Genomic DNA, 23,563 nt, shown 5'->3' on the forward strand with positions numbered 1-23,563 from the left:
ATTAAAAGCTTAAAAGCAAACAAGCGTTTAAGTGTAAAAGAATAGGAACAGGATCAGGAGTTGTGAAGGATCCTTTTTGGCTAAATACAAGAGAGGAAGTGTAAATATGATTGTCATTACTTCTGCACATACACCGGAAGACCGCGTGAAAGAAATTGTTCAATTCATAGAGAAAGAGGGCATACAAACTCATGTGTCCCAAGGCAATGACCGGACGATTATCGGTTTGATTGGCCGGATCGAACCTCAGCTGGCCGAACATTTAAGACAAATGAAAGATGTGGAGAATGTGGTGAAGATCACGAAATCCTATAAACTAGCGAGCCGTGATTTCCATCCGGAGGATACGGTTATTCAAATTGGAGACGTGAAGATCGGCGGCGAGGAGCTGGTCATTATGGGCGGTCCATGTGCGGTGGAATCCGTCTCTCAGATTGACGAGATTGCCGGGCTCGTCAAAGCAGCCGGAGCCCAGGTCCTGCGGGGGGGAGCGTTTAAGCCTCGCACAGGCCCTTACAGCTTCCAGGGAGTTGGAGTAGAGGGGCTGGTTATGATGGCGGAAGCCGGCAAGAAACATGGGCTGCTGACGATTACAGAGGTCATGACGCCGGAGTACGTGGATATTTGCGCTGAATATGCGGATATTCTGCAGGTTGGCACGCGGAATATGCAAAATTTTGATTTGCTGCGCAAGCTGGGCGAATGCCGCAAGCCGGTCCTGCTCAAAAGAGGATTCAGCGCCACTTATGACGAGCTGCTGAATGCAGCCGAGTACATTCTGGCGGGCGGAAATCCGAATGTCATGTTATGTGAACGCGGAATCCGTACTTTTGAAACTTACACCCGGAATACGCTGGATCTAGCCGCTATCCCGTCTTTGAAGCAGCTTACCCATCTGCCGATTATCTCTGATCCTAGCCACGGAACCGGCCGCCGAGAGCTGGTAGAGCCGATGTCCAAAGCCTCCGTGGCCGCAGGAGCGGACGGCTTGATCGTTGAGATGCATAGCGATCCTGACAATTCAATGACCGGAGACGGTGTACAGTCTCTATTCCCGGATCAATTTGCAGCCCTGCTTCAGGATTTGAGCAAGCTGGCTCCGCTTGTGGGCCGAAGCTTTCAGGTGCCCGATCTGGCAGCAGTAAAGTAAACACGTCCGTATGACGAGAGAAAAATAACCGTTTTCCGGCTTAAAGCATCAGGATAACAAGGTGTTCTGCAATAGCCCTTCGGCTTGCCGAAGGGCTATTAAAATTTTGTGCTTTACAGCAGCGGGGTAAATGTGATAATACCTGACATAATCATCGAAAATACCTTACATAGCTATTGACGGCTAACCTGTTTGAGATTTATAATGACCACAACAAAAATAAATAAAAATGAACGTTAATCGTTGGTTCGCGCTTTAATGTTCGTGATTGGGAGGAAAAAAGGATGTCAGCACAGGATGTTTTGAAATTAATCGAAGAACAACAGATTGAGTGGGTGGATTTCCGTTTTACGGATTTGGCAGGTCGTTCACATCACATCTCTCTGCCGGCTACTGCAGTAGATGAAGATACATTCGTAAACGGCGTTGCGTTTGACGGTTCTTCTATTCCTGGTTTCCGTGGAATTGAAGAATCCGATATGGTTATGATGCCTGACAGCGGTTCTGTATTCGTAGATCCTTTCACGGCTCATCCAACGCTTAACGTATTGTGCGATATTTATACACCTGAAGGCGAACGTTACGAGCGCGATCCGCGCAGCATTGCAGCCCGTGCCGAACAGTATCTGCAGGATAGCGGCATCGGTACACATGCCAACTTTGCTCCGGAGTCCGAGTTCTTTATCTTTGACGACGTTCGATTCGAAAGCGGCATGAATAAGTCCTATTACTCCGTAGATTCCGAAGAAGCAAGCTGGAACAGCGGACGTAATGAAGAAGGTTCAAACCAGTCCTTCAAAGTGCCTGTTAAAGGCGGATATGTCCCTGTAGCTCCTACAGACAAAGGTCAAGACCTGCGCAGCGAAATGTGCCGTTTGCTTGAAGAAGCCGGTCTTAGCGTAGAGCGTCATCACCATGAAGTGGCGACAGCAGGCCAAGCGGAAATCAACTTCCGTTTCGATACTTTGCTCAAAACAGCAGACAACCTGATGAAATATAAATACATTGTTCAAAACACGGCTTATAAAGCAGGTAAAGTAGCAACGTTTATGCCTAAACCACTGTTTGGCGATAACGGTAGCGGCATGCACGTTCACCAATCGATCTTTAACGGCAGTGAGCCATTGTTCTATGAAAAAGGCGCTTATGCAAACCTGAGCGAAACAGCTTTGCATTACATCGGCGGCATCCTGTACCATGCACCGGCACTGATCGCTTTCACGAATCCGAGCACCAACTCGTTTAAACGCCTGGTTCCTGGCTACGAAGCCCCGGTCAACCTGGTATTCTCCAAAGGCAACCGTTCCGCGGCCGTGCGTATTCCGGTTGCAGCTGTTACGCCTAAAGGCTGCCGGATCGAGTTCCGTACACCGGACTCCACAGCGAACCCGTACCTGGCGTTCTCCGCTATGCTGATGGCCGGACTGGACGGCATCAAAAATAAAATCGACCCTAGAGCTCAAGGTTATGGTCCTTTCGATACAAATATCTATGAGCTGTCCGATGCCGAGAAAGAGAACATCCGCAGCGTTCCAGGTTCCCTGGACGAAGCGCTTGACGCTTTGGTTGCCGACCATGAGTTCCTGACTGAAGGCGGCGTATTCACCAAAGAATTTATCGAGAATTTTGTAGACTTCAAACGCCATGAAGCAAGAGCGGTTTCCACTCGTGTTCATCCGCATGAGTTCAGCCTTTACTTTGACCTGTAAGGTCAAAGTCTTGCCAAGTAGAACAAGGAACCTTCCGGATTGCCGGAAGGTTCTCTTTATTTTTGAACAAATGATTACTTTAATGCGTTATCCCTTTAAAATAATAAAAAAAGTTTGGGGTTAACTCTTGATGGAATATTTGAGAGTTGCTATGATAATTCGTAAATGAAGTGACAGAAAATGAGAGGATGGGAGTCTTTTGAACAAGAGAGCCTACAATTTTAATGCGGGTCCTGCTGCTTTGCCGCTGGAGGTGCTGCAGCGTGCGCAAGCCGAGTTCGTGGATTACAAGGAGACTGGAATGTCGATTATGGAAATGTCTCACCGCGGAGCGGTTTATGAGTCCGTGCACCATGAAGCGCAGAGCAGATTGTTGAACTTATTCGGCAGTCCTTCCGGTTACAAGGTGTTATTTCTACAGGGCGGGGCTTCTACGCAGTTTGCCATGATTCCGCTAAACTTCCTGTCCGAAGGGAAAGCAGCCGGTTACGTTAGAACAGGCAGCTGGGCCGATAAAGCGCTGAAGGAAGCCAAGCTGGTCGGCGAGGCGTTTGTGGCCGCTTCCTCTGAATCTGAAGGTTTCCGGAAAGTCCCGGATCTCCGTAATCTTGAACTGCCTGAGCAGACGGCTTATGTCCATTTAACTTCAAATGAGACGATTGAAGGCACTTCTTTCCTTAACTATCCGGATACCGGCAGCGTACCTCTGATCGCCGACATGTCCAGCGATATTCTGTCTCGTCCTTTCGATTTAGAGTCCTTTGGCATGGTTTATGCAGGGGCGCAAAAGAATCTGGGGCCTTCCGGAGTAACGGTCGTAATTGCCCGGGAAGAGCTGCTGGAGCAGTCGCCTAAGCATCTGCCGACGATTCTTCGTTATGATACCCATTATAAAAATGACTCCTTGTATAATACGCCGCCGTCCTTCTCGATTTATATGGTGAACGAGGTACTGAAATGGATTGAGGAGCAGGGCGGGTTAACCGGCATCGAACAGCTTAATCGCAAAAAAGCGGGTCTGCTGTATGAAGCTATCGACCAGAGCGAAGGCTTCTATAACGGCTTTGCCCAGCCGGACAGCCGTTCTTTGATGAACGTAACCTTCCGCCTCGGCACTGAAGAACTGGAGAAGAAGTTTGTGAAAGAGTCTGAGGCCGCAGGATTTGTTGGCCTTAAAGGACATCGCAGTGTTGGCGGGCTCCGTGCTTCCATTTATAACGCTGTGCCTTATGATGCAATTGCTGCTTTGGTGCAGTTCATGGAAGATTTCCGCAATAAAAATCGTTAAAAGCGGCTATGCGGCAGGACCCCATTTTTCGTGGAAAAGTGGGGTCCTGCCGTTTTGTCTGCTGTTTTGGTATAATATAAAAACTGCGAACAAAAGCCGTAGTCACAGAATTTGATAAAGAGGTGTCTTCTAACATGGCTTTACATATTGTACTTGTTGAACCGGAGATTCCGGCTAATACCGGCAATATTGCCCGAACCTGCGCAGCAACAGGCGCACACCTGCATCTGGTTCGTCCGCTTGGATTCCGTACGGATGATGCGACTCTTAAACGGGCCGGTTTGGATTACTGGTATGCTGTTCATATTGAATATCACGATTCGTTTGAGGAGCTGCAGGCTGCTTATCCGGATGGACGGTATTTCTACGCTACAACCAAAGCAAAGCAATATTATCATCAATTCAAATTCCAGGACGGAGACTTTCTGGTGTTCGGCAAAGAAACAAAAGGCCTTCCGCCGGAGCTGATTGAGAAGAATCGGGAGACGGCAATGAAAATGCCGATGACGGATAAGGTTCGTTCGCTGAATTTATCCAACTCGGCAGCGATCATTGTGTATGAGGCGCTCCGTCAGCTTGATTTTCCGGGAATGGGATAAGTCAGAAATGGGAACCGGCAGTTTAAACTGCCGGTTTTTTGCTGAGGTCCCTTTAAGCTTAAAAAAAAGATCATATAAAAAATAAATTTCGGCAGGATTCGATCTTTTTCTGTCGAATTATATATACAAATGCTATCCGCAAATCTTATCTATTGAAAGAGGTGCCAAATGAAACCAGCCGGTGTTGTACGCAAAGTAGACCAATTGGGAAGAATCGTGTTGCCGAAGTCTCTTCGCAAACGTTATCAAATGAACGAGGGAGATCCTGTCGAAATTTTGGTCCAAGGGGATCACATTATCCTGGAACGCTATCGTCCTAAATGTGTATTTTGCGGTTCGATGGAAGAGGTTACAGAATTTAAAGAACGTACGATTTGCAAACAGTGCCTGACGGAAATGAACGGACTTCGCAGATTGGGCTAATACATACAACCAGCGCTGACAGCTTTGTACGAGTACGAGCCGATTCAGCAGAAGGTTTTAAAATGAAGCCGATAAATGGACAAGCGCCTCCTTGGGGAAGGAGACGCTTGTTTTTTTGTTATATGAACATGGCTTAAGGATGTTATTTAAAGAATAAAAAATGCGTGGGAACTGGCCGGAGGGCTTTGTCGGAAGGATTGTTAATGACTTTCCCGGCGAAGATCAGCGAAGAAGATCCGCCTCCGTCGAGGTTATACGCGTCCTTGACGCCCAGGTTGATCAATTTGTTTTGCAGCTCCTCTAACGTAGCTCCGGAGGCTCCGCTTTCGTTATAGCCGTCAACCACAACGATCAGGAGCTGATCATCTTTAAAATTGCCGATGACCGTCCGGGGCGCCCGGTACGGGGAGGTTTTCCACTTGTCCGGAATCGCCTGCTTTACGCCGTTTTTGAGCAGAACAGGCACAAAGGTGGCGCCAAACAACGGCTGCAGCTGGTCAAGCTGCTGCTGAGAATAGAACTTGCCGCCGATCAGCTTGCCGGAACTGCTTAGGCCGACAAAAGCCAGATCTTTGAAGCTGGGTTCAAAGCCGGTCAAATATTTTCCGTTCAAGACGGTGGTGCTGAGCGGGTACCTGCGGCCGCCGGCGTCGGCAAATCCGCCGGCGTTAATGCCGGCAATTGCACCGTACCGGTTCACCGCGTGCAGGGTAGTTTCTGCACCCCCCAGCGAATCGTTGCCCAAGACCATCTTCATGGCGGCCGAATCCTTAAGCTTCACTTTCATGGCATAACCTCTGTAGGTGCCGGAGTTCAGCTTGTACAGCTCAAGCCGGATCCGATCCGATTGAGCGGTCTGGAAGGGGACGCCGAGCCGGGAAACAATACGTTTGTTGTAAATGGTTTCCGGACGGGCGGCCTGCTGTTTTGTAGTTTTGACGATGTCGTTCATCGCTTTGGTGGTTTGCGTGTATAGGTTGGCCGTCTTCTTGATCGTGGAGACCGTGTATTGGGCCGTATCCTCGGCCTGCGACAGACCTGCTGCTATCGAGCGGGTTTTTTCGACAATTGCCGTATCCTCCTGGCTTTCAAGCAACGTGCCGCCGGTATTCCAGTCCAAGGAATGGCTGCTGATCCAAAGCGTCAGCAGCAAACCGAAAAACGGGGCGGTAGCCAGCAGAAAAAAACGGTTAACCTGCTTGACCTGAATGTTCATTTCAGCAGATCCATTTTCTTCTGCAGCTCGCTCAGCTGCTTTTTCACTTCATTTAATTGGGTGTAAAGCTGGTTGCTGTTATCCGTTTTATTGCTGGCGTTATCTTTGGTGAAAGTAAGCAGTTCATTAAAAGCCTGGACCTTGGTCTGCAGTTCGGCAACTTCCCCGTCCAGCGTCTTTAAGCGGGATTGGTAATCCGACTGCATGTGCGAGATCTGACTTTGCCATTTGGCGTCTAGTTCCTCAACCATCTGTTTCTTCATATGATTGCTGTACATTACGGTGGCTGCAACTCCGGCTCCTATCAGCAAAATCCATACGGCTAAAAAGACTGTTACGGAAGGTCCCCGTTTTCTCTGGTTGCGCGGCGATGGAGAGTTGGAAACTTGCTCCGCAGCGTATGGCATTCTATCACCTCTGAAATCTATTAATTTTTTGACAGGTCTTATTCTAGCATGCCGACATTTCTTTCGCAAAAATATGACAATCTTTTCATGGCATTCCAGAAAAACGTCAGCTTGCTGTTCAGGATTGTCCGGCGTTACAATCTCCGTTAATCACATATGCTTCGGGAAAGTCTGATTCCATGGGGATAAAAGGTAATGGCGAAGGAGGAAATCAAAAATGGTGGAAAGGCTGGATGGGGAGCTGGCAAATTGGAAAGCGCATATTCGGAAGCTTGAAGAGGAGGAGGGGCTGATTAACCTGGCCTGGGACCAGCTGGGGGACAGTCTGATTGAAAATAGGATGGCCGAAGCGGAGGAGCAGGCCGAGCAGACCTGCGGGGAAGAGACCTGTGGGGAAGAAGCCGGGCTGGAGGCGGCCGAGCGGGCAGTGCGCAGCTGGATGCAACAAGACGATACCTGTCCGATTGAAGGGGAAGGGGAAGGCCCAGCCGAAGCTGAACCGAAACAGACAGAGACGCTGCGGCAGGCCTGCGCCGAGCGGCGGGAGCTGGCGCTGTCGAAGCTTGCCGGACCGTCCTGGCACGGGACGGTCCTCATCGCCGCCGGCCGCCGCCATATCTGGCTGCGCCTGCCGAAAGGCCTCGGCAGCACGGCTTTGCTCCGTGCCGCCCTGCTCGAAGGCGCCGCGTTCCTGCCCGGCCCGCTGGCCTTCGCCGAGCCGACCGCCGGCAGCGAGCGGCTGATCCGGCTCAGCTATACCGGCTGCGGCATCGCTCAGCTCGCCGAAGGGCTGGACCGGGTTGCGGCCGCCCTTGGCGCCTTCACGGCCCGGCTGGATCAAGGACGCTCCTGAACGGGCTTGAACAGCCTGATGCAGTCTGGTGCAGCCTGGTGCAGCCTGAACGCCCGTTTAGCCCTCTGCGAATCTCGCTACCTCACTCGATTCAGCGATCTAAACTTCCTCCAGCCCCGGAGCCGCTTCCGCCCGCTCCAGGTTTCGCAGCATCTCCTCATATTCGGCGAGAGCCGCCGTTCCTGCCTCCGTCAACACATAACTTCCACGGGCAATCCGTTGAAACCAGCCGTAATAATTATGCTGCATGATAGAGGCAGCGGCGGATACGCCGGAATGTTCTTTCGCTTTGCTGGGCGAAATCTGCCCGCCCGCTTGAACGGCAGCCGCCACCTTCAGCGCTTTCTCCCGGTAGGCCGTATACAGCTTTCGGCCGGTGCTGCCGCCGACGTTATAGTCGCCGGAACGTTCGTGAAATTCGTTAATGAGCCTGCTGGTGCGCAGCTTGGACACCCGGCGGGCGGTTTCGTAGCCGGACGGCGTGCAAAGCACCTCAACGAACGGAGACTTTGTTTTATAAAAGGTTACTGTGATCAGCCCAAGGCCAAGACGCTGGCAAAGAGCGGTCAAATCGCCCCAGCGCTGGTTATGGGCTCCTTTTTTGGCGCGGTTGCGCTCTACCGCTAAATAAACCTCGCGTGTCATTTTCTGCCGTTCCAGCCCTTGCAGCAGCAGGGCTAGATTAAACGTTTTTTTGATTTCAACGATAAGCGGTTCGGTTTGATCGGGACGGATGCCGACCAGGTCACAGTGCCGGACCTCGCTTTTTACCAAATATCCGGACTGCTCGAAATAATGTTTTAAAGGCTTGTATAATTCCGTTTCATGCTGGACAGCCATGAATAACTTCTCCTTTGCTTGTCGCGGGGTCAAATCTATTTTAACATAAGCCCTCCATCCGTTTCGGGATGACCTTGTGTGGCAGCTATTTTTTCTGGCTGAAACCCCTTGTGCCTGTTTAAAAAACAGCAATAATCCGTCCGTCCTCCGCATAGTTATGTAATAATCTTTTCTTAAAAAATTCAGTGCAGCACCTTAGTAAAGGGCGGCGGGAGGATGCGAATACTAAAAGCGGAGCACAGGAGGTACCGATCATGGATATTTTCGAACGAATAGCAGCCTATCGGGCAGAACATGACTCATTAGCATGGAGCGGCACGTTTAAGGAATATATCGAACTTTTGCGCAAAGATCCCAGACCGGCTATGACTGCGCATGCCCGGGTATATGAAATGATTCGTTCTTACGGGGTGGAGGAAGAGGGGGGACATAAAACCTACAAGTTTTTCGAGCAGGAGCTTTATGGGCTGAACCGTCCGCTGGAAAAGCTGGTAGAGGAATACTTCCATTCGGCGGCCAGAAGGCTCGACGTCCGCAAACGGATCCTCCTGCTGATGGGACCGGTCAGCGGCGGCAAATCGACGCTGGTTACGCTGCTCAAACGCGGTTTGGAGCAATTTTCGAAGACGGACGCAGGGGCGGTTTATGCGATTGAAGGCTGCCCGATGCACGAAGATCCGCTGCACCTGATTCCCCACGAGCTGCGTCCGGAATTCGAGAAGGAATTTGGCATCCGGATTGAAGGCGAGCTTTGCCCGGTATGCCGCTTGAAGCTTGATACGGAATACGGCGGGGACATCGAGAAGGTCCGCGTAGAACGCGTTATTTTGTCCGAATCCGCCCGGGTCGGCATCGGCACGTTCAGTCCGTCGGACCCGAAATCTCAAGATATCGCTGACTTGACGGGCAGCATCGACTTTTCGACAATTACCGAATACGGCTCGGAATCCGATCCGCGCGCCTACCGGTTCGACGGCGAACTTAACAAAGCGAATCGCGGCCTGATGGAATTCCAGGAGATGCTGAAATGCGACGAGAAATTCCTTTGGAATTTGCTGTCGCTGACCCAGGAGGGGAACTTCAAAGCGGGCCGGTTTGCGCTGATCAGCGCGGATGAGCTCATTGTTGCCCATACGAATGAAGCGGAGTACAAAACATTTATAGCGAATAAAAAGAACGAGGCCCTGCAATCGCGGATGATTGTCATGCCGATTCCTTATAACCTTAAGGTGTCAGAAGAGGAAAAAATCTACGCCAAGCTCATCTCGCAAAGCGATATGAAACATATTCATATTGCCCCCCATGCGCTCAGAGCGGCAGCTACCTTCTCTATCCTAACCCGTCTGAAGGAGAGCAAAAAGCAGGGCATTGACCTGTACAAAAAAATGCGCCTGTACGACGGCGAAGAGCTGGAAGGCTTCAAGGAAGCCGATTTGAAGGAGCTGCAGAACGAATATTTGGATGAAGGCATGTCCGGCGTCGATCCGCGGTATGTCATCAACCGGATTTCCAGCGCTCTGATCAAACAAAATCTGGATTCGATCAATGCGCTGGATATTTTACGGGCGATCAAGGACGGCCTCGACCAGCATGCTTCCATTACCAAAGAGGAACGCGAGCGTTATTTGAACTTTATTTCGATTGCCCGCAAGGAATACGACGAGCTGGCCAAAAAAGAAGTCCAGAAGGCGTTTGTTTATTCCTTTGAAGAGTCGGCCAAAACGCTGTTTGAGAATTACCTGGATAACATCGAAGCCTTCTGCAGCTGGACCAAAATCCGTGATCCGCTGACCGACGAGGAGCTTGATCCGGATGAACGCCTGATGCGTTCCATCGAGGAGCAAATCGGCATTTCCGAAAATGCCAAAAAGGCGTTCCGCGAAGAAATCATGATCCGCATCTCGACCTATTCCAGAAAAAACAGAAAATTCGAATACCATCACCATGACCGGCTGCGTGAAGCGATCGAAAAAAAGCTGTTTGCCGACCTGAAAGACATCGTCAAAATTACGACCTCGACCAAAACGCCGGATGAGACGCAGCTTAAGCGGATTAACGAGGTGATCAAACGGCTGGTTGATGAACACGGTTATTCTACGGTTTCCGCCAATGAACTGCTTCGTTATGTAGGTTCGCTGCTGAACCGTTGATTTCCAGGCAAGAGATTGGAAGGCAAGGAGGCCGGGGCAACCCGGTCTTTTTTTTTGTGCCAGGCCAGAGTTAGGGATGGTGGTTTAGTCAAAAAAATAAACCTTGAGCTCCGGCTGGCACCGGTTCAAGGTTTTGAGGCTGGAGGCATCGAGTTGGAGGGTATATTAAGAGGTTTGAATAACTGAACTGTATTTTGTGTCAAGTCGTGCCGGATTGTCCCTATCGGCGCCTTTATGGCGAGTTGTGCAGAACATATTCTTTCAGCGCCCGTTTGAATACATACTGCCGGGTTACAGGTTTCCGGTCATAAAGCAGCACGCCGCTGCTGACGATTTGCGCTTTGTGGGCAGGCAGCGCCTTGTTGAAATCGACGATCATGACCTCTCTGTCCAGAAATAAGGACAGCTCCCGGACGGCCTGGGCATGGGCTTCGGATGAAAGCGAGGAGTCGGATAAATAAGCAACGTTGACATTGCTGTCCTTCCAAAGCGACTGATTGGCTGCGGAACCGAACAGGACAACGGAATAAGCTTGAAAATGACGGGCAAGACAGCGGACAATCTGAACTTTCTGTTCCTCGGTTAACCCGGCCATAATTTCCACTCCTTCGTTTTCATCATTTCTTGCTTCTACCATATATAATTCCGGCTTCAATGTAAATAAATTTAACACAAAAAAGCGATTTGAATAATCTTTCACGGTCTAAATTACATTTATTAGAAAATAAAAGTGTTGATCGCTCTATTCTGTAATGAAAACAACTGAATTGTGAGAGGTTCGTGTCAGATAAAGGAGGATCTATGAACACAAAAAAGCTGCAAGCTAAGCCTTGCAGCGTGCGAGCGATTTTGTATCCTAACGTGGTTCTCCTTCGTTAACTTCCCCTTACAGGAAAGTTTTTCTCCATTCCTCCAGCTGAGGCAAGTCCACTTCGTTCATAACGCAGTTCAGGTAAAGGGGTTCCCGCAAATCGAGATAATCGTCGTCATAGCCGGCTTCGATCAATTTGGCTATAACCGGGATGCTTTGCTTGGAGCCCATAAAGCACAGGCTGGCCGCCAGCTTAGTAGCATGCGTTAAGTTCCGTTCTTTCTTTAGGAGGGAAAGGACGGCGGATTCGGCGGAAGGGTCGCTTATTCGCCCAAGGCAGTCCGCAGCATACAGCTTGAAATAATCGTCCTGCTCTTTGGCGTAGCGTTCGGCAAGCCGGCTCACGACGTCCTCTGATCCGATGCGGACCAAGGCGTCACACGCCTGCTCCGCCAGCAGGTCGTTGGTCGAGCCCAGATAGTCGATGAGCAGCGGCATGGCGGAAGCCAGCTTCATTTTCCCGGCCGCCTGCGTGTAATAAACCGACTCATAATTGGCCGTGTCCTCCGGATCGGCTTGCTCAAGCTTGCCGAGTACGTATTCGGAAGCCAATGCTTGTTTGGCGACGGCTTCATTCACCAGATAATCTAGATAGTCGTATTCCAGATCGTCGTATTCCAGTCCTCGGCTGGCCTCAATCATCTGCTGCAGCGTTTCGCGCAGCTGCTCAGGCTCCATCTGTCCGATGCGGACATGCTCTTCGGCTTTCACACCGGTTTCGTCCTGCAACGCCTGCAGCTCGCTCAGCACTTGCTCCAGAAGCGAAGGAGGGCTGCTTAGCAGGGCCTGCTGAATATGTAGGCGGCTGCTTCCCTTGAGGGAGCTTTTGGTCAGCAGCTTGGCCATTCGTCCAACCGTTTCGGCGGTTTGGGGAAATGCGGAGACCAGGTGAAGATAAATCCGGTCCGGTGTTAGGGAACCGGCGAGCTTGTCCAGCACACGTTCCATAATGCCATCCGTATAATTGAAGCTTTCGGCAAAATATTGGATTGCGCCGTTGCTGACAATATCGTCTTTATGCGTCAGGTAAGTTTTGACCTGTTCGGCTGTGTACATATCGTTTATATTCCTTTCTTATAAACAAGAGTAGGCCTATATTATATCACACAAAAAATCCTCCGGCTCAAACCGAAACGGAGGTGAGCTGAAGGATGGAGGAGGGGGAATGAGGTTTACCGCTTGGCTAAAAAAACTACAGCATTTTGCGGTAATGTTTTTTGCCGTCGTAGCTGAACATGGCTTTCTGACCTTCGACAACCGTCTCCAAATGGATCGGACGGCCCCACAGCGTATAGACATAGGGCAGGGTTCGCTCCAGGTATTTCAGGTCCAGCTCGATGCCCTCATAACGGTGCTGCAGCATCAGCTCGCCGGTGCGTTTGAAGTCGCCGTCTGTAACGACGATATAAGGACTGCCGCCGTTAACGCGGGAATATACGAGCTGATCGCGGATATTTTCCCAGGTTTTGTCGGTGATTTTCCACTCCGGCCCCTGCTTCTCAAACACATAAAGATCCAGATCTCTGACAAGCTCCTTGGTCAGATAATTGCGGAGGAAGGAGGTATCCATATCCAGTTCCCGCACCTCAAAAATTTTCTCCCGCCCTTTGCCCGGCTTGCGGCCAAGCCGGCTTTGCTCCTCTTCGGTCGGTTTATCCCAGCGCCGCTCGATATCCTCGAAGATTTTCAGACCTAAATAATAGGGATTTAAACTTTGGGTGGACGGCTGGACGACAGACGAATTCAGCTTGGCGTATTCGATCGTCTCCTCGCTTGTCAGATCCAGCTCGCGCATGATCCGCTGATGCCAATACGAAGCCCAGCCTTCGTTCATGATTTTGGTCTCCATTTGCGGCCAGAAATACAGCATTTCATCGCGCAGCATCGTCATGATGTCACGCTGCCAATCCTCAAGCACCTCGGAATATTCCTGAATGAACCACATCAAATCCTTTTCAGGCTCGGGCGGGAAAGGAATACGAGCTGTTTCAGGGTCATCGGCAGCCGCTTGGGAGGCTTTGCGTTCATCCAGCGACCATAAATCATGGTATTCGCCTTCAAAGGCCGGTTCTTTGCTTTCCTGTTTGGCTTCTTTGATCTTCTGTTCCATATAACGGCGTTTATCTAGCTTGCGTGGTTTGATGATTTGGGGGTCAACATGCTCCTGAATCGACAGGACGGCATCAATAAATTTTTCAACATTTTCGGCCCCGTAGGCTAATTCGTATTTGGCGATTCTCTCTGCCGTAGCGGACATGCTTTCTACCATGTCTCGATTGGAAGCGGAGAAGCGGACATTGTTCTTGAAGAAGTCGCAGTGTGCAAGCACATGGGCCACGATCAGTTTATTTTGAACGAGCGAATTGCCGTCGAGCAGAAAGGCATAACAGGGGTTTGAATTGATGACGAGTTCATAAATTTTGCTTAAGCCAAGATCGTATTGCATCTTCATTTTATTGAAGCTTTTGCCGAAGCTCCAGTGGCTGAAACGTGTCGGCATGCCATAAGCGCCAAAGGTGTATATGATGTCAGCGGGGCAGATCTCATAACGCATAGGGTAGAAATCAAGACCGAAGCCTTCGGCTATTTCGGTGATTTGATCGATCGCCCGTTCCAACAGGTTGATGTCATCCTGAATCATTTTTGATCCCTCCGTAAGGACTTATTTGGTCTATTTATGTTTATGGACGGGAAGCCTTGATCATGACAAAGCCTTTGCTCCCATTCGGTGTAAATGAGGAAATGTAGTATAATCGTGAAGTCAAAGACTGCCTGACCGGCAGCAAACAGGAGAGAAGGAAGCGAAGGATATGGAGCGGACCCGAAAGTTCGTAAGAGAAACCCGCTGTTTTAAAACGGCGAGAGTGTTTCCAAGTGACGTTAACAATCACAATACTTTGTTTGGCGGAAAATTAATGGCTTATATCGACGACATTGCTTCGATTGCGGCGGCTAAATTTTGCAGGGCGAACACGGTGACAGCCTCGACCGACTCGGTCGACTTTCTGCACCCCATCGCTCCGGAGGATTCGGTGCTGCTGGAGGCGTTTGTGACCTGGTCAGGGCACAGCTCGATGGAGATTTTTGTGAAGGTCATTCGCGAGAATTTGAGAACCGGTGACAAAAGAATTGCCGCAACGGCATTTCTGACGTTTGTGGCGTTTGACGAGCAGGATCAAAAAATGCAGGTGCCGCTCATCGTTCCGGAGACGGAAGAAGAGGTCAAGCTGCACCAGACCGCTCCGGACCGGGCGGAGCAGCGCCGTTACCGCCGCGAGGCCAGCCGGGAGCTGGCTTCATTTCTGACAACGGATTATCCTTGGGAATAAACAGCTCCAGCAGGAAACAGGAGAAAGTTGAAAATGTCAGGCAGGTGAAGTTTTTTTGTCATACGAAATCGCAATTTCCGTCAGGCCATTGGTCGAGTATGTCTACCGGAGCGGCAGCATCACGGGCGGCTTCCGGACTAATGCCACGATGCAGGAAGGCACCCGGATTCATCAGAGCATTCAGAAGACCTATGCCGAGACGGATCAGAAGGAACTGTTTCTGTCCGCTGAAATTCCTTATGGGGATTTGCTGTTCAAGATAGAGGGACGCTGCGATGGCCTTATCCAGCTTGATGGTCAATGGACGATTGACGAGATCAAATCTACGGCAGTGCCGCTGCAGGAATTGGAGGACGGTCTTCCGGTACATTGGGCCCAAGGGAAAATGTATGCCTACATGTATGCCAAGGCGGAGGGTCTGGCGTCCATGCAGGTTCAGCTCACTTACGTGCGGACCGGAAGCGGAGAACAGAAGAAGCTGCTCGTTTCACAGGCTTTTGAGGAGCTGGAGGCTTATGCGTTTGAGGTCATTGCTGCTTATGCGCCATATGCGGAAATGCTGAGACGGCATGAAGAGGAACGGAACGGATCGATTGAGACGCTTCCTTTCCCGTTTCCGTCTTATCGTGCCGGCCAGCGAAAGCTTGCGGGGGCGGTGTACAAGACGATCCAGGAGGGTGCAGGGCTGATGGCCAAAGCGCCGACAGGCATCGGGAAGACAATGTCGACTTTGTTCCCGGCCGTTAAAGCCATGGGAGCAGGCCATATTCGTAAAATTTTCTATTTAACAGCCCGAACCACAACGCGGGCGACGGCCGAAGAGGCTTTTGCCAGGATGCAGGCTCAAGGTCTTCATCTGAACTCGGTTACGATCACGGCCAAAGACAAGATTTGCTTTAAAGAAGAGGAAGCTTGTGATGCCGGACATTGCAGCTTATGCGAAGGTTATTATGACCGGATCAATGAAGCGGTGCTGGATATTCTGGAGAATGAGACGATGATGACCCGGCCTGTCATTGAGGCTTACGCCCGGAAGCACCGGGTTTGTCCGTTCGAATATTCGCTTGATATCGCTTACGCCGCTGACGCGGTCGTTTGTGATTACAACTATATCTTTGATCCGCGTGTTTCCCTCAAGCGGCTGTTCGAGGAGCAGAAGAAACAAACGGCCGTGCTGGTGGACGAGGCCCATAATCTGGTTGACAGAGGCCGCAGCATGTTTTCCGCAGAGCTGATCAAATCGGTGTTCCTGAGCATCAAAAGCGAATATAAGGCGGCAAATGAGGGCCTTTCCCGAGCGGCCGGGGAGGTCAACTCCTTCCTGGCTGCGGTCAAGAACAACTGCAGCAGCGAAGGCCGCATCATTCAGGCCGAGCTGCCCGAGGAATTGATCACAAAGCTCGAGAAATTTGTGGAGACTGCTGAACTAGAACTGGCTGCAAACGGGGCGGGGGCGGCTTCCCAGGTTAGTCTTGAAGCTCAGGAAGAGCTGCTCAGCACGTATTTTATGGCGCAAAATTTTATCCGCATGGCCAAGCTGTATGATGACCATTATTTAACTTATGCCGAAATCATTCGTACCGAATTCCGAATCAAGCTGTTTTGCCTCGATCCTTCTGAGCTGCTCCGCCAGGCCGGCAAAGGTTACCGCTCGATCATTTATTTCTCGGCCACTTTGTCTCCGATGAGCTATTACCGGGACATGCTTGGCGCGGATCAAGAAGATTACACGCTCAGCATCCCTTCGCCGTTCCGTAAAGAACAGCTGGATGTGCGGCTTGTTCCGCTGTCGGTCAGATACAATGACCGGGAGAGCTCCAAAAGGGCGATCGCCAGACTGCTCCAGCAGGTTTGCGAGGAGAGGAGCGGCGGCAATTTGCTTGTCTTCTTCCCTTCTTATTCATTTATGCAGGAAGTATACGATACGTATGTACAGGAAGAAGGGAAAGGCGTGGACGTCGTTCTGCAGCAGTCCTCCATGTCGGAGGAGGAGCGGGAAACGTTTCTGTCGGGATTCCAGCCGAACCCTGAGCGGACGCGCCTTGGTTTTGCCGTACTGGGCGGCGTCTTCTCGGAAGGCGTGGATCTTCCCGGTGACCGGCTCGGAGGCGTAATCGTGGTCGGCACCGGTCTGCCGCAAATTGGGCTTGAGAACAATATGCTGCGGGATTATTTTAATCAGACGGGACGCAACGGGTTTAATTATGCTTATATCTTTCCGGGAATGAACAAGGTGCTTCAGGCCGGAGGAAGGCTGATCCGGACCGAGCAGGACGAAGGGGTGCTGGTGCTGGTGGATGACCGGTTTGCCCAAGAGCCTTACCGTTCTCTGCTGCCTGAGGAGTGGCGGGAATATAAGCGGGTTCATCCGGCTTCGATTTGAAGCTGAAGCGGATACTGGACCGGATGCTGCCGGTGTCTGATGGGATCTAATTGGATTCGCCATGCTTCCTAATGCTCCTGATATAAAACAAAAACCATGGCCCTGTTCATCAGGGCCATGGTTGGTTTTGCTGCATTTCAAAGCGGTATTTTTTAATAGAGGGGCTGCTTTTATGCTTTTATTTGATGCCTTTCATTGCTCTTTGAATAATCGGAGAGATGGCGAACAGCACCAAGCCAAGTCCAATCGAGATAACCCCGATAATACCGAAATAGGCCATTTCAGATTCCGGCGAATACAGCTTGACGACCTGGGCATTGATTGCCTGAGCGGCTGCGTTGGTCAGGAACCATAAGCTCATCGTTTGGGCAGAGAACGCTGCCGGAGCCAGTTTGGTCGTAGCCGACAAACCTACCGGCGACAAGCAAAGCTCGCCAATCACGACGATCAGGTAGCTGAGCACGAGCCACAGCGGATTTACCAGGCTGTCGCTTCCGCCGAAATAAGCCGGGAGCAGGATAACCAGGAAAGATAATCCCGCGAACAAAAGCCCGAGAGAAAATTTCTTAGCCACAGAGGGCTGCCGGTTGCCGAGTTTGACCCAGATCCAGGCAAATACAGGTGCCAGAATGATAATGAACAGCGGGTTCAGCGATTGGAACCAGGCAGGGGTAAGCGTAATGCCTGCAAACTCCAGCTGGGTCCTTTCTTTGGCGTAAGCCGCCAGAATGGTAGAACCTTGTTCCTGAATGGCCCAGAACATAACGGCTGCGATAAAGAGCGGGATATAAGCCAATATCCGGGAACGCTCTACACGCGAAGTTTTGGGACTATGATACATAACCAGGAAATAAAGGGCCGGAATAATAATCCCCAGGATGCCGACCAGCAGAATGAACCGGTCAAAGGTGAGAAGTTTCGTCACAATTCCGATGTAAGCCAAAATCGCCACAATAAGAACTCCAACGACGATCCATGTATATACTTTCTTTTTCTCGCCTGCTGCAAGCGGGTTGGCTACAACGGTTCCTGCCAAGCCGAGGAATTTTTTCTTGGTTAAAGCAAAGACCACAAGTCCAAGGAACATCCCTACGGCCGCTACTCCGAAACCGAGGTGATAGTTGTATTCGCCAAGCGTACCTACAATAAGTGGTGACAAGAAGCCGCCAAGGTTGATGCCCATGTAAAAAATACTGAAGCCTGCGTCCCGGCGCTGATCTTCCGGCGTATAAATTTCTCCGACTACACTGGAGACGTTTGGTTTGAGCAGGCCTGTGCCAAGCACGATCAGCACCATCGAAACAAAGAAAAGGGCAACGCTGCCCGGTATGGCGAGCACGATATGTCCAAACATGATAAGCACACCGCCATAGAAGACTGCTTTTGAGGTGCCAAGTACACGGTCAGCAAGCCAGCCGCCAATAATACCAGACATATAGACGAGAGAGCCATAAATCGACATGATGGATAAGGCGGTAGTTTGGTCTATGCCGAGACCGCCGTTTATAACGGTGTCGTACATATAATACAAGAGGATTGCTCTCATTCCGTAATAAGAGAACCGTTCCCAGAACTCAGTGAAGAAGAGAGTGAACAACCCTTTAGGATGTCCAAAAAAACCTTTCTGCGGGACACTTTCGGCAATGTCCTTTTTAGTGATTTCTGCCATGAATTAACCTCCTGATGCTTTTGTTGAGACATAGATGGATTTGCCCCTAAATATAGAAGGCAGTAAAGAATGAAATTATACCGCTTATAAGCCGGTTTGACCAGTATGTATATGTTGGATAAACTCCTGAAGGCCTTTCCGTATTTATACCCATCTTTTGTAGGAAATAACAACATCCTTCGAATTCATGATAAAAAAGGCCCGCCTTGTTGGCGAACCTTGGCCTAACCCAACTGTTCCTTAAAGAAGTCCTTCTTAAACCCCGACCTCCTGCTTCTGAAAAAAATGCTTCAGCGCGCCATAAACCTCGCCGCGCTCCTTGATGATATAGTGCATAAATTCCGGCTTTTTGATGTTCCGGTACGCCGACATCAGCGTGCTGCTGCGGTTGTACTGATTCACTTCGCCATAGCCGAACATGTTGCTTCGCTTCAGCAGCTCGCCAATCAGCTTGACGCAGCGTTCGTTGTCGGAAGTCAGATTGTCGCCGTCGGAGAAATGAAACGGGTAAATGTTGTAGCTCGACGTCGGGAACCGGCTGTCGATGATCTCCAGCGCTTTGAGATAAGCGGAGGAACAAATTGTGCCGCCGCTTTCGCCGCGGTTGAAGAAATCCTCCTCCGACACTTCTTTGGCTTCCGTATGATGAGCGATAAAGACGATTTCCACTTTCTCGTATTGCTTCCGCAGGAAGCGGGTCATCCAGAAGAAGAAGCTGCGGGCGCAGTATTTTTCGAAAGAACCCATTGATCCCGAGGTATCCATCATAGCGATAATAACCGCATTGGAGCGGGGAACAACAATTTCTTCCCAGGTCTTATAGCGCAGGTCATCCGGCGATATGCCGTGAATGCCCGGCTGGCCTTGTCTGGCGTTGCGCCGGAGATTTTCGAGAATCGTCCGTTTCTTGTCGATATTGGACATGATGCCTTTCTTGCGGATGTCGTTGAAGCGGATAGCCTCGGTTTCGACCTCTTGTTTGTCTTTCTCCTTCAGGTGGGGAAGCTCCAGCTCGCTGAATAAAATCTCTTCCAGATCCTCGATGTTAACCTCGGCCTCTACGACATCGTCACCCGGCTGATCGCCGGCTTCTCCGCCTTTGCCGGGCTTGCCCGCTTTTCCCGGGCGTTCTCGGGCCAGCACATCCCCAACCTCGGAGCTGCCATCCCCTTGACCGACATGTTTCTGTTTGTTGAAGTTATGGACAAACCGGTATTCCTCCAGGTTGCGAAGCGGAATTTTCACGATCTGCTTGCCGTCGGACATGATAATATTTTCTTCGGACACTAGATCGGAAAGGTTCTCTTTGATCGCTTCTTTAATCTTTTGCTGATGGCGCTGCTGATCCTGGTATCCTTTCCGGTGTAAAGACCAATCCTCGCGGGAAACAACAAAGTTGCGAGATGAAGACGACACTTGCGGCACCTCCCCGGTTGAAGTCAACAGCCTATGACAATCAAACGATTGTAAATAAAGTATATTCGCGAGAGTGTCTGATATGTGAGGGAGTTCGCCGCGGGGACCGGATGAATTTTGTCTTTCTTCATTAATAGGAGAGCGCAGGACAGCTGATGACATGCGTGTAGGTATGTTGTTATGTATAGAAGCTGCCTTTCTGTTTGAGGGGGCCGGAGGTATAATCAAGGAAGGCTCTTGGCGTATGAGAATGATAAGGGAGAGGTGGAACTTATGACGGCCATTTTATTCAAGAACGGAATGTTTCCATTTGCGGCTGATTATCCGTCTGCAGATGCTATATATGTGGAGAATGGAAGGATTAAAGCAATCGGACAGGCTTCCGATTTGCAGCTTCAGCTGTCCGGTCAAGACTATCAAACCGTAGACTGGGAAGGCGCTTACGTGCTGCCGGGGCTTGTTGACTCGCATTTGCACCTGGGAATGCACGGCATGAAGCTGAGCATGCTTGATTTCACCGGCGTTGCTTCCAAAGAAGAGATGCTGGGCTTGATTCGGGAGCGTGCAGCGGTTACACCTCCAGGAGAATGGATCACGGGCCTCAACTGGAACGAAAATGAATTCACGCCGCCTGCGGCTCCGAGCCGGGAGGAGCTGGATGAGGTGACGGACCGCCATCCGGTCTTCCTGACGAGAACCTGCTTCCATGCTTTTTTGGGCAACTCGGAGGCTTTTCGCCGTGCGGGGATTCCGGAGGGAGCGCCTGACCCGGCTTCAGGAGCGTTTGGCCGTCATGAGGACGGGAGCTTTAACGGCTGGATTTATGAAGAAGCCTGTTATCCGTTTGAGAAGGCCCAGCCGGAAGCTGATTATGAGACGAAAAAAGCCGCTATCCGCCGGGCCAGTCTCGATGCGCTTAGCCTTGGTTTGACCGGTGTGCATACAGAGGACCTGAGATTCCTTGGCAGCGTAGAGACGATGCTGAGAATTCATCGCGAGCTCCGGGAGGAAGGTTTGGCGCTGCGCTCCCATCAGCTGATGTTTCATGCATATATGGATGAAGCAAGGGAGCTTGGCGTGAAGGCGGGCAGCGGGGATGAATGGACAAGGATCGGCGCGATGAAAATATTTGCGGACGGCGCTATCGGCGGCCGAACGGCTCTTCTGCAGGAGCCGTACAGCGATGCTCCTGATACCAAAGGCATGGCAATCCAGACGCCCGAGCAGCTGCACGAACTGGTAGCGAAGGCCCGCAGACACGGCTACCCCATCGCCGTCCATGCGATTGGTGATGGGGCAGCTGATCTGACTCTCGGCGCGATGGAGAAACTTCCGCTCGGCAGGGCCTCCGGCCTGCCTGACCGCTTCATTCATGCCCAGGTGCTGGATCGTTCCCTGCTTCAACGGATGAAGCGGCTGCCGCTGATTGCGGATATCCAGCCGCGCTTCGTGGCCAGTGATTTTCCTTGGGTGTTTGAACGGGTGGGGCCGGATCGTCAGGACGTCCTGTATGCGTGGAGAACGCTGCTGGAAGCCGGTATTGTATGTGCAGGAGGCAGCGATGCGCCGATTGAGCCGCTGAATCCGTTCCTCGGCATCCATGCCGCTGTAACGAGACGCAGACCCGGACAGCAGGGAGAAGGTTATCTGCCGCATGAGCGGCTTACGCTTCAGCAAGCCCTGGAGCTTTTTACATGGGGAAGTGCAGCTGCTGTAGCTGAAGAGAAGGAACGGGGAAGCATAGAGATTGGCAAATTTGCGGATTTTACAGTTATTCAAACTGACCTGACTGAAGATGTGGATGCCCTCCTGGAAGTGAAGGTAAAAATGTCCGTCGTCAATGGACAAATTGCCTATTCAGCCAACCTTTAAAAAGCTATAATAAGGGGGACGGCTGGAGGATTTCCAGCATATTTTAAGAAAAAGGCATACTGCAAAGAATGATTGTTTACGACCCATGGGCAGTATTGTCGCGGAGGCTTGGAGAATATGCGTTTTAAAGATGTTTTTTCAATTATCGGGCCCGTTATGGTCGGTCCATCCAGCTCGCATACTGCCGGCGCTGCCCGTATTGGCCGTTCGGCCCGCCATTTGTACGGCAAACAGCCGGAGAAGGCGGTAGTAGTCTTTTACGGATCGTTTGCGGCGACCTATCAGGGACATGGAACGGACCGGGCGATCGTCGGCGGTCTGCTGGATTATGATACCGATGATCCACGGATTCCGATGGCGCTTGATTATGCCAAGCAGTCAGGGCTGGAAGTCTCCTTTGAAGAAGGCAGAGGTGTTGTCCGGCACCCGAATACGGCTAAATTGATTTTGTCGGATCGTAATGGCGGAAACGAAGTTACGATGACCGGAATTTCCATCGGCGGCGGCAATATTGAAATTATAGAAATCAACGGATTCAATATCAAAATGACAGGCATCTATCCGACTCTTGTCATTCAGCATTATGATTCGCCGGGTGTGCTTGCTTATGTTACTCAGGCTTTAAGTTTAGAAGGCACCAATATCGCACATATGTCGGTAGATCGTAAAAATAGAAGCGGCAACGCCATGACGGTTGTCGAAATTGACGGCGAAATCAAGAAAGGAATCCTGGCGAGGATTTCCCAAATGGACGCTTTGATTTCGCTTGGTATCATCGATTTGTCTCAGGAGACCCAAACGGAGGAACAGAAATGAATTTTACAACCTTAAATGAGCTGGCAGTTTTATGTGAAACCCAAAATATGACCATCGGCCAATTGATGCTGGAAGAGCAAAGCCGGGAATCCGGACGTACGCCTGAAGCTGAATTTGCGACTATGGCTCAATATTATGAAGTTATGAAGGAAGCCGTGCATAAAGGCTTAAATGAAGATACAACTTCGCCGAGCGGCTTGACCGGCCTGGACGCGCAGCGAGTAGTCAATTACGGGAAACAGTCGGAAATGAACCTTGGCGGAGCGGCGGGAGAAGTGATGGCTTACGCGCTGGCCGTTTCCGAGGTGAACGCTTCTATGGGACGAATTGTAGCTACGCCAACCGCCGGCTCCTGCGGAGTTATACCTGGTGTCTTTGTCAGCAGTCAACAAAGGTTCGGCTGGACCGACGAGCATATGGTCTACGGGCTGTTCGCCGCCGGTGCCATCGGTTACGTGATTGCCAACAACTCGTTTATTTCCGGCGCCGAAGGCGGCTGCCAGGCGGAAATTGGCTCCGCTATTGGTATGGCGGCGGGGGCTTTGGTGGAACTGCGGGGCGGAACACCAGCC

20 protein-coding genes (1 of these 20 cut by a window edge) are annotated in these 23,563 nt (G+C 50.9%); 12 read left to right on the top strand and 8 right to left on the bottom strand.

Features of this window, described 5'->3' with window-relative positions:
• Window positions 1–106: 106 nt before the first annotated feature.
• The 5 genes from aroF (at window position 107) to AWM70_RS02975 (ending at window position 5,169) form a co-directional block, all read left to right on the top strand.
• On the top strand, window positions 107–1,150 hold the full coding sequence (gene aroF / locus AWM70_RS02955; RefSeq protein WP_068694221.1) for a 3-deoxy-7-phosphoheptulonate synthase: 1,044 nt from the start codon (window positions 107–109) through the stop codon (window positions 1,148–1,150).
• A gap of 284 nt (window positions 1,151–1,434) precedes the next feature.
• Window positions 1,435–2,859, top strand: a complete 1,425-nt coding sequence (gene glnA, locus AWM70_RS02960; protein WP_068694223.1) for a type I glutamate--ammonia ligase — start codon at window positions 1,435–1,437, stop codon at window positions 2,857–2,859.
• A gap of 199 nt (window positions 2,860–3,058) precedes the next feature.
• Window positions 3,059–4,147, top strand: a complete 1,089-nt coding sequence (serC, locus tag AWM70_RS02965; RefSeq protein WP_068694225.1) for a 3-phosphoserine/phosphohydroxythreonine transaminase — start codon at window positions 3,059–3,061, stop codon at window positions 4,145–4,147.
• A gap of 134 nt (window positions 4,148–4,281) precedes the next feature.
• Window positions 4,282–4,746 carry a tRNA (uridine(34)/cytosine(34)/5-carboxymethylaminomethyluridine(34)-2'-O)-methyltransferase TrmL gene (gene trmL, locus AWM70_RS02970; protein ID WP_068694227.1) on the top strand — a complete coding sequence of 155 codons (465 nt, stop codon included), beginning with the start codon at window positions 4,282–4,284 and terminating at the stop codon, window positions 4,744–4,746.
• Between the two features lie 168 nt (window positions 4,747–4,914).
• Window positions 4,915–5,169 carry an AbrB/MazE/SpoVT family DNA-binding domain-containing protein gene (locus AWM70_RS02975; RefSeq protein WP_068694229.1) on the top strand — a complete coding sequence of 85 codons (255 nt, stop codon included), beginning with the start codon at window positions 4,915–4,917 and terminating at the stop codon, window positions 5,167–5,169.
• Between the two features lie 142 nt (window positions 5,170–5,311).
• On the opposite strand, the gene AWM70_RS02980 is transcribed toward AWM70_RS02975, so the two are convergent.
• Window positions 5,312–6,385, bottom strand: coding sequence for a phosphodiester glycosidase family protein (locus tag AWM70_RS02980; protein ID WP_068694231.1), 1,074 nt, complete (start codon window positions 6,383–6,385; stop codon window positions 5,312–5,314).
• Window positions 6,382–6,792 carry a hypothetical protein gene (locus tag AWM70_RS02985; RefSeq protein ID WP_068694233.1) on the bottom strand — a complete coding sequence of 137 codons (411 nt, stop codon included), beginning with the start codon at window positions 6,790–6,792 and terminating at the stop codon, window positions 6,382–6,384. Before AWM70_RS02985 ends, AWM70_RS02980 begins: the two co-directional genes overlap by 4 nt.
• 217 nt (window positions 6,793–7,009) lie before the next feature.
• Here AWM70_RS02985 and AWM70_RS02990 point away from each other — a divergent pair, with 217 nt between their 5' ends.
• Window positions 7,010–7,645 carry an aminotransferase-like domain-containing protein gene (locus AWM70_RS02990; RefSeq protein WP_068694235.1) on the top strand — a complete coding sequence of 212 codons (636 nt, stop codon included), beginning with the start codon at window positions 7,010–7,012 and terminating at the stop codon, window positions 7,643–7,645.
• Between the two features lie 99 nt (window positions 7,646–7,744).
• Here the strand turns inward: AWM70_RS02990 and AWM70_RS02995 are convergent, their stop codons facing one another.
• Complete coding sequence (locus tag AWM70_RS02995; protein WP_068694237.1) at window positions 7,745–8,485, bottom strand: DUF2161 domain-containing phosphodiesterase; 741 nt, start codon at window positions 8,483–8,485, stop codon at window positions 7,745–7,747.
• Between the two features lie 254 nt (window positions 8,486–8,739).
• On the opposite strand from AWM70_RS02995, the gene AWM70_RS03000 reads away from it, so the two are divergent.
• A complete protein-coding gene (locus tag AWM70_RS03000) occupies window positions 8,740–10,635 on the top strand; it encodes a PrkA family serine protein kinase (protein WP_068694239.1) in 1,896 nt (631 codons plus the stop codon).
• 232 nt (window positions 10,636–10,867) lie between these two features.
• Here the strand turns inward: AWM70_RS03000 and AWM70_RS03005 are convergent, their stop codons facing one another.
• From AWM70_RS03005 to AWM70_RS03015, 3 genes are all read right to left on the bottom strand, one after another.
• Window positions 10,868–11,230: a nucleotidyltransferase domain-containing protein gene (locus tag AWM70_RS03005; RefSeq protein ID WP_068694242.1), complete on the bottom strand. Its 363-nt coding sequence runs from the start codon at window positions 11,228–11,230 to the stop codon at window positions 10,868–10,870.
• A gap of 291 nt (window positions 11,231–11,521) precedes the next feature.
• Window positions 11,522–12,562 (bottom strand): HEAT repeat domain-containing protein, encoded by a 1,041-nt coding sequence (locus AWM70_RS03010; RefSeq protein ID WP_068694244.1) that lies wholly within the window; start codon window positions 12,560–12,562, stop codon window positions 11,522–11,524.
• Window positions 12,563–12,698: 136 nt separating this feature from the next.
• On the bottom strand, window positions 12,699–14,147 hold the full coding sequence (locus AWM70_RS03015; protein WP_068694246.1) for a SpoVR family protein: 1,449 nt from the start codon (window positions 14,145–14,147) through the stop codon (window positions 12,699–12,701).
• A 169-nt stretch (window positions 14,148–14,316) separates the two neighbouring features.
• Between AWM70_RS03015 and AWM70_RS03020 the strand changes: the two genes are divergently transcribed.
• Window positions 14,317–14,835, top strand: coding sequence for an acyl-CoA thioesterase (locus AWM70_RS03020; protein WP_068694248.1), 519 nt, complete (start codon window positions 14,317–14,319; stop codon window positions 14,833–14,835).
• A 55-nt stretch (window positions 14,836–14,890) separates the two neighbouring features.
• Entirely contained in the window at window positions 14,891–17,218 is a 2,328-nt protein-coding gene (locus tag AWM70_RS03025; protein ID WP_068694250.1) for a helicase C-terminal domain-containing protein, read from the top strand.
• Window positions 17,219–17,396: 178 nt separating this feature from the next.
• On the opposite strand, the gene AWM70_RS03030 is transcribed toward AWM70_RS03025, so the two are convergent.
• Together AWM70_RS03030 and yhbH are read right to left on the bottom strand one after the other, a co-directional pair.
• Complete coding sequence (locus AWM70_RS03030; protein WP_068694252.1) at window positions 17,397–18,887, bottom strand: peptide MFS transporter; 1,491 nt, start codon at window positions 18,885–18,887, stop codon at window positions 17,397–17,399.
• A gap of 255 nt (window positions 18,888–19,142) precedes the next feature.
• On the bottom strand, window positions 19,143–20,303 hold the full coding sequence (gene yhbH / locus AWM70_RS03035) for a sporulation protein YhbH (protein ID WP_099093060.1): 1,161 nt from the start codon (window positions 20,301–20,303) through the stop codon (window positions 19,143–19,145).
• A gap of 273 nt (window positions 20,304–20,576) precedes the next feature.
• Between yhbH and AWM70_RS03040 the strand changes: the two genes are divergently transcribed.
• The 3 genes from AWM70_RS03040 to sdaAA all read left to right on the top strand — a co-directional run.
• Window positions 20,577–22,175 (top strand): amidohydrolase, encoded by a 1,599-nt coding sequence (locus tag AWM70_RS03040; protein ID WP_068694256.1) that lies wholly within the window; start codon window positions 20,577–20,579, stop codon window positions 22,173–22,175.
• A gap of 117 nt (window positions 22,176–22,292) precedes the next feature.
• A complete protein-coding gene (gene sdaAB / locus AWM70_RS03045) occupies window positions 22,293–22,991 on the top strand; it encodes an L-serine ammonia-lyase, iron-sulfur-dependent subunit beta (RefSeq protein ID WP_068694258.1) in 699 nt (232 codons plus the stop codon).
• Window positions 22,988–23,563: the 5' portion of an L-serine ammonia-lyase, iron-sulfur-dependent, subunit alpha gene (gene sdaAA / locus AWM70_RS03050; RefSeq protein WP_068694260.1), read on the top strand. It continues 291 nt past the right edge of the window; 576 of the gene's 867 nt are visible here — the first part of the coding sequence; the start codon lies at window positions 22,988–22,990; its stop codon lies off the right edge, out of view. Before sdaAB ends, sdaAA begins: the two co-directional genes overlap by 4 nt.

The sequence above is a fragment of the Paenibacillus yonginensis genome (genome assembly GCF_001685395.1).
GTDB classification, from domain to species: Bacteria; Bacillota; Bacilli; order Paenibacillales; family Paenibacillaceae; genus Fontibacillus; species Fontibacillus yonginensis.

Bases quoted from the DNA above. Each gene is read 5' to 3' on its own strand.
- aroF (WP_068694221.1), top strand. From the start codon at position 107: ATGATTGTCATTACTTCTGCACATACACCGGAAGACCGCGTGAAAGAA.
- glnA (WP_068694223.1), top strand. From the start codon at position 1,435: ATGTCAGCACAGGATGTTTTGAAATTAATCGAAGAACAACAGATTGAG.
- trmL (WP_068694227.1), top strand. From the start codon at position 4,282: ATGGCTTTACATATTGTACTTGTTGAACCGGAGATTCCGGCTAATACC.
- AWM70_RS02975 (WP_068694229.1), top strand. From the start codon at position 4,915: ATGAAACCAGCCGGTGTTGTACGCAAAGTAGACCAATTGGGAAGAATC.
- AWM70_RS02980 (WP_068694231.1), bottom strand. From the start codon at position 6,385: ATGAACATTCAGGTCAAGCAGGTTAACCGTTTTTTTCTGCTGGCTACC.
- AWM70_RS02985 (WP_068694233.1), bottom strand. From the start codon at position 6,792: ATGCCATACGCTGCGGAGCAAGTTTCCAACTCTCCATCGCCGCGCAAC.
- AWM70_RS02990 (WP_068694235.1), top strand. From the start codon at position 7,010: ATGGTGGAAAGGCTGGATGGGGAGCTGGCAAATTGGAAAGCGCATATT.
- AWM70_RS02995 (WP_068694237.1), bottom strand. From the start codon at position 8,485: ATGGCTGTCCAGCATGAAACGGAATTATACAAGCCTTTAAAACATTAT.
- AWM70_RS03000 (WP_068694239.1), top strand. From the start codon at position 8,740: ATGGATATTTTCGAACGAATAGCAGCCTATCGGGCAGAACATGACTCA.
- AWM70_RS03005 (WP_068694242.1), bottom strand. From the start codon at position 11,230: ATGGCCGGGTTAACCGAGGAACAGAAAGTTCAGATTGTCCGCTGTCTT.
- AWM70_RS03010 (WP_068694244.1), bottom strand. From the start codon at position 12,562: ATGTACACAGCCGAACAGGTCAAAACTTACCTGACGCATAAAGACGAT.
- AWM70_RS03015 (WP_068694246.1), bottom strand. From the start codon at position 14,147: ATGATTCAGGATGACATCAACCTGTTGGAACGGGCGATCGATCAAATC.
- AWM70_RS03020 (WP_068694248.1), top strand. From the start codon at position 14,317: ATGGAGCGGACCCGAAAGTTCGTAAGAGAAACCCGCTGTTTTAAAACG.
- AWM70_RS03030 (WP_068694252.1), bottom strand. From the start codon at position 18,887: ATGGCAGAAATCACTAAAAAGGACATTGCCGAAAGTGTCCCGCAGAAA.
- AWM70_RS03040 (WP_068694256.1), top strand. From the start codon at position 20,577: ATGACGGCCATTTTATTCAAGAACGGAATGTTTCCATTTGCGGCTGAT.
- sdaAB (WP_068694258.1), top strand. From the start codon at position 22,293: ATGCGTTTTAAAGATGTTTTTTCAATTATCGGGCCCGTTATGGTCGGT.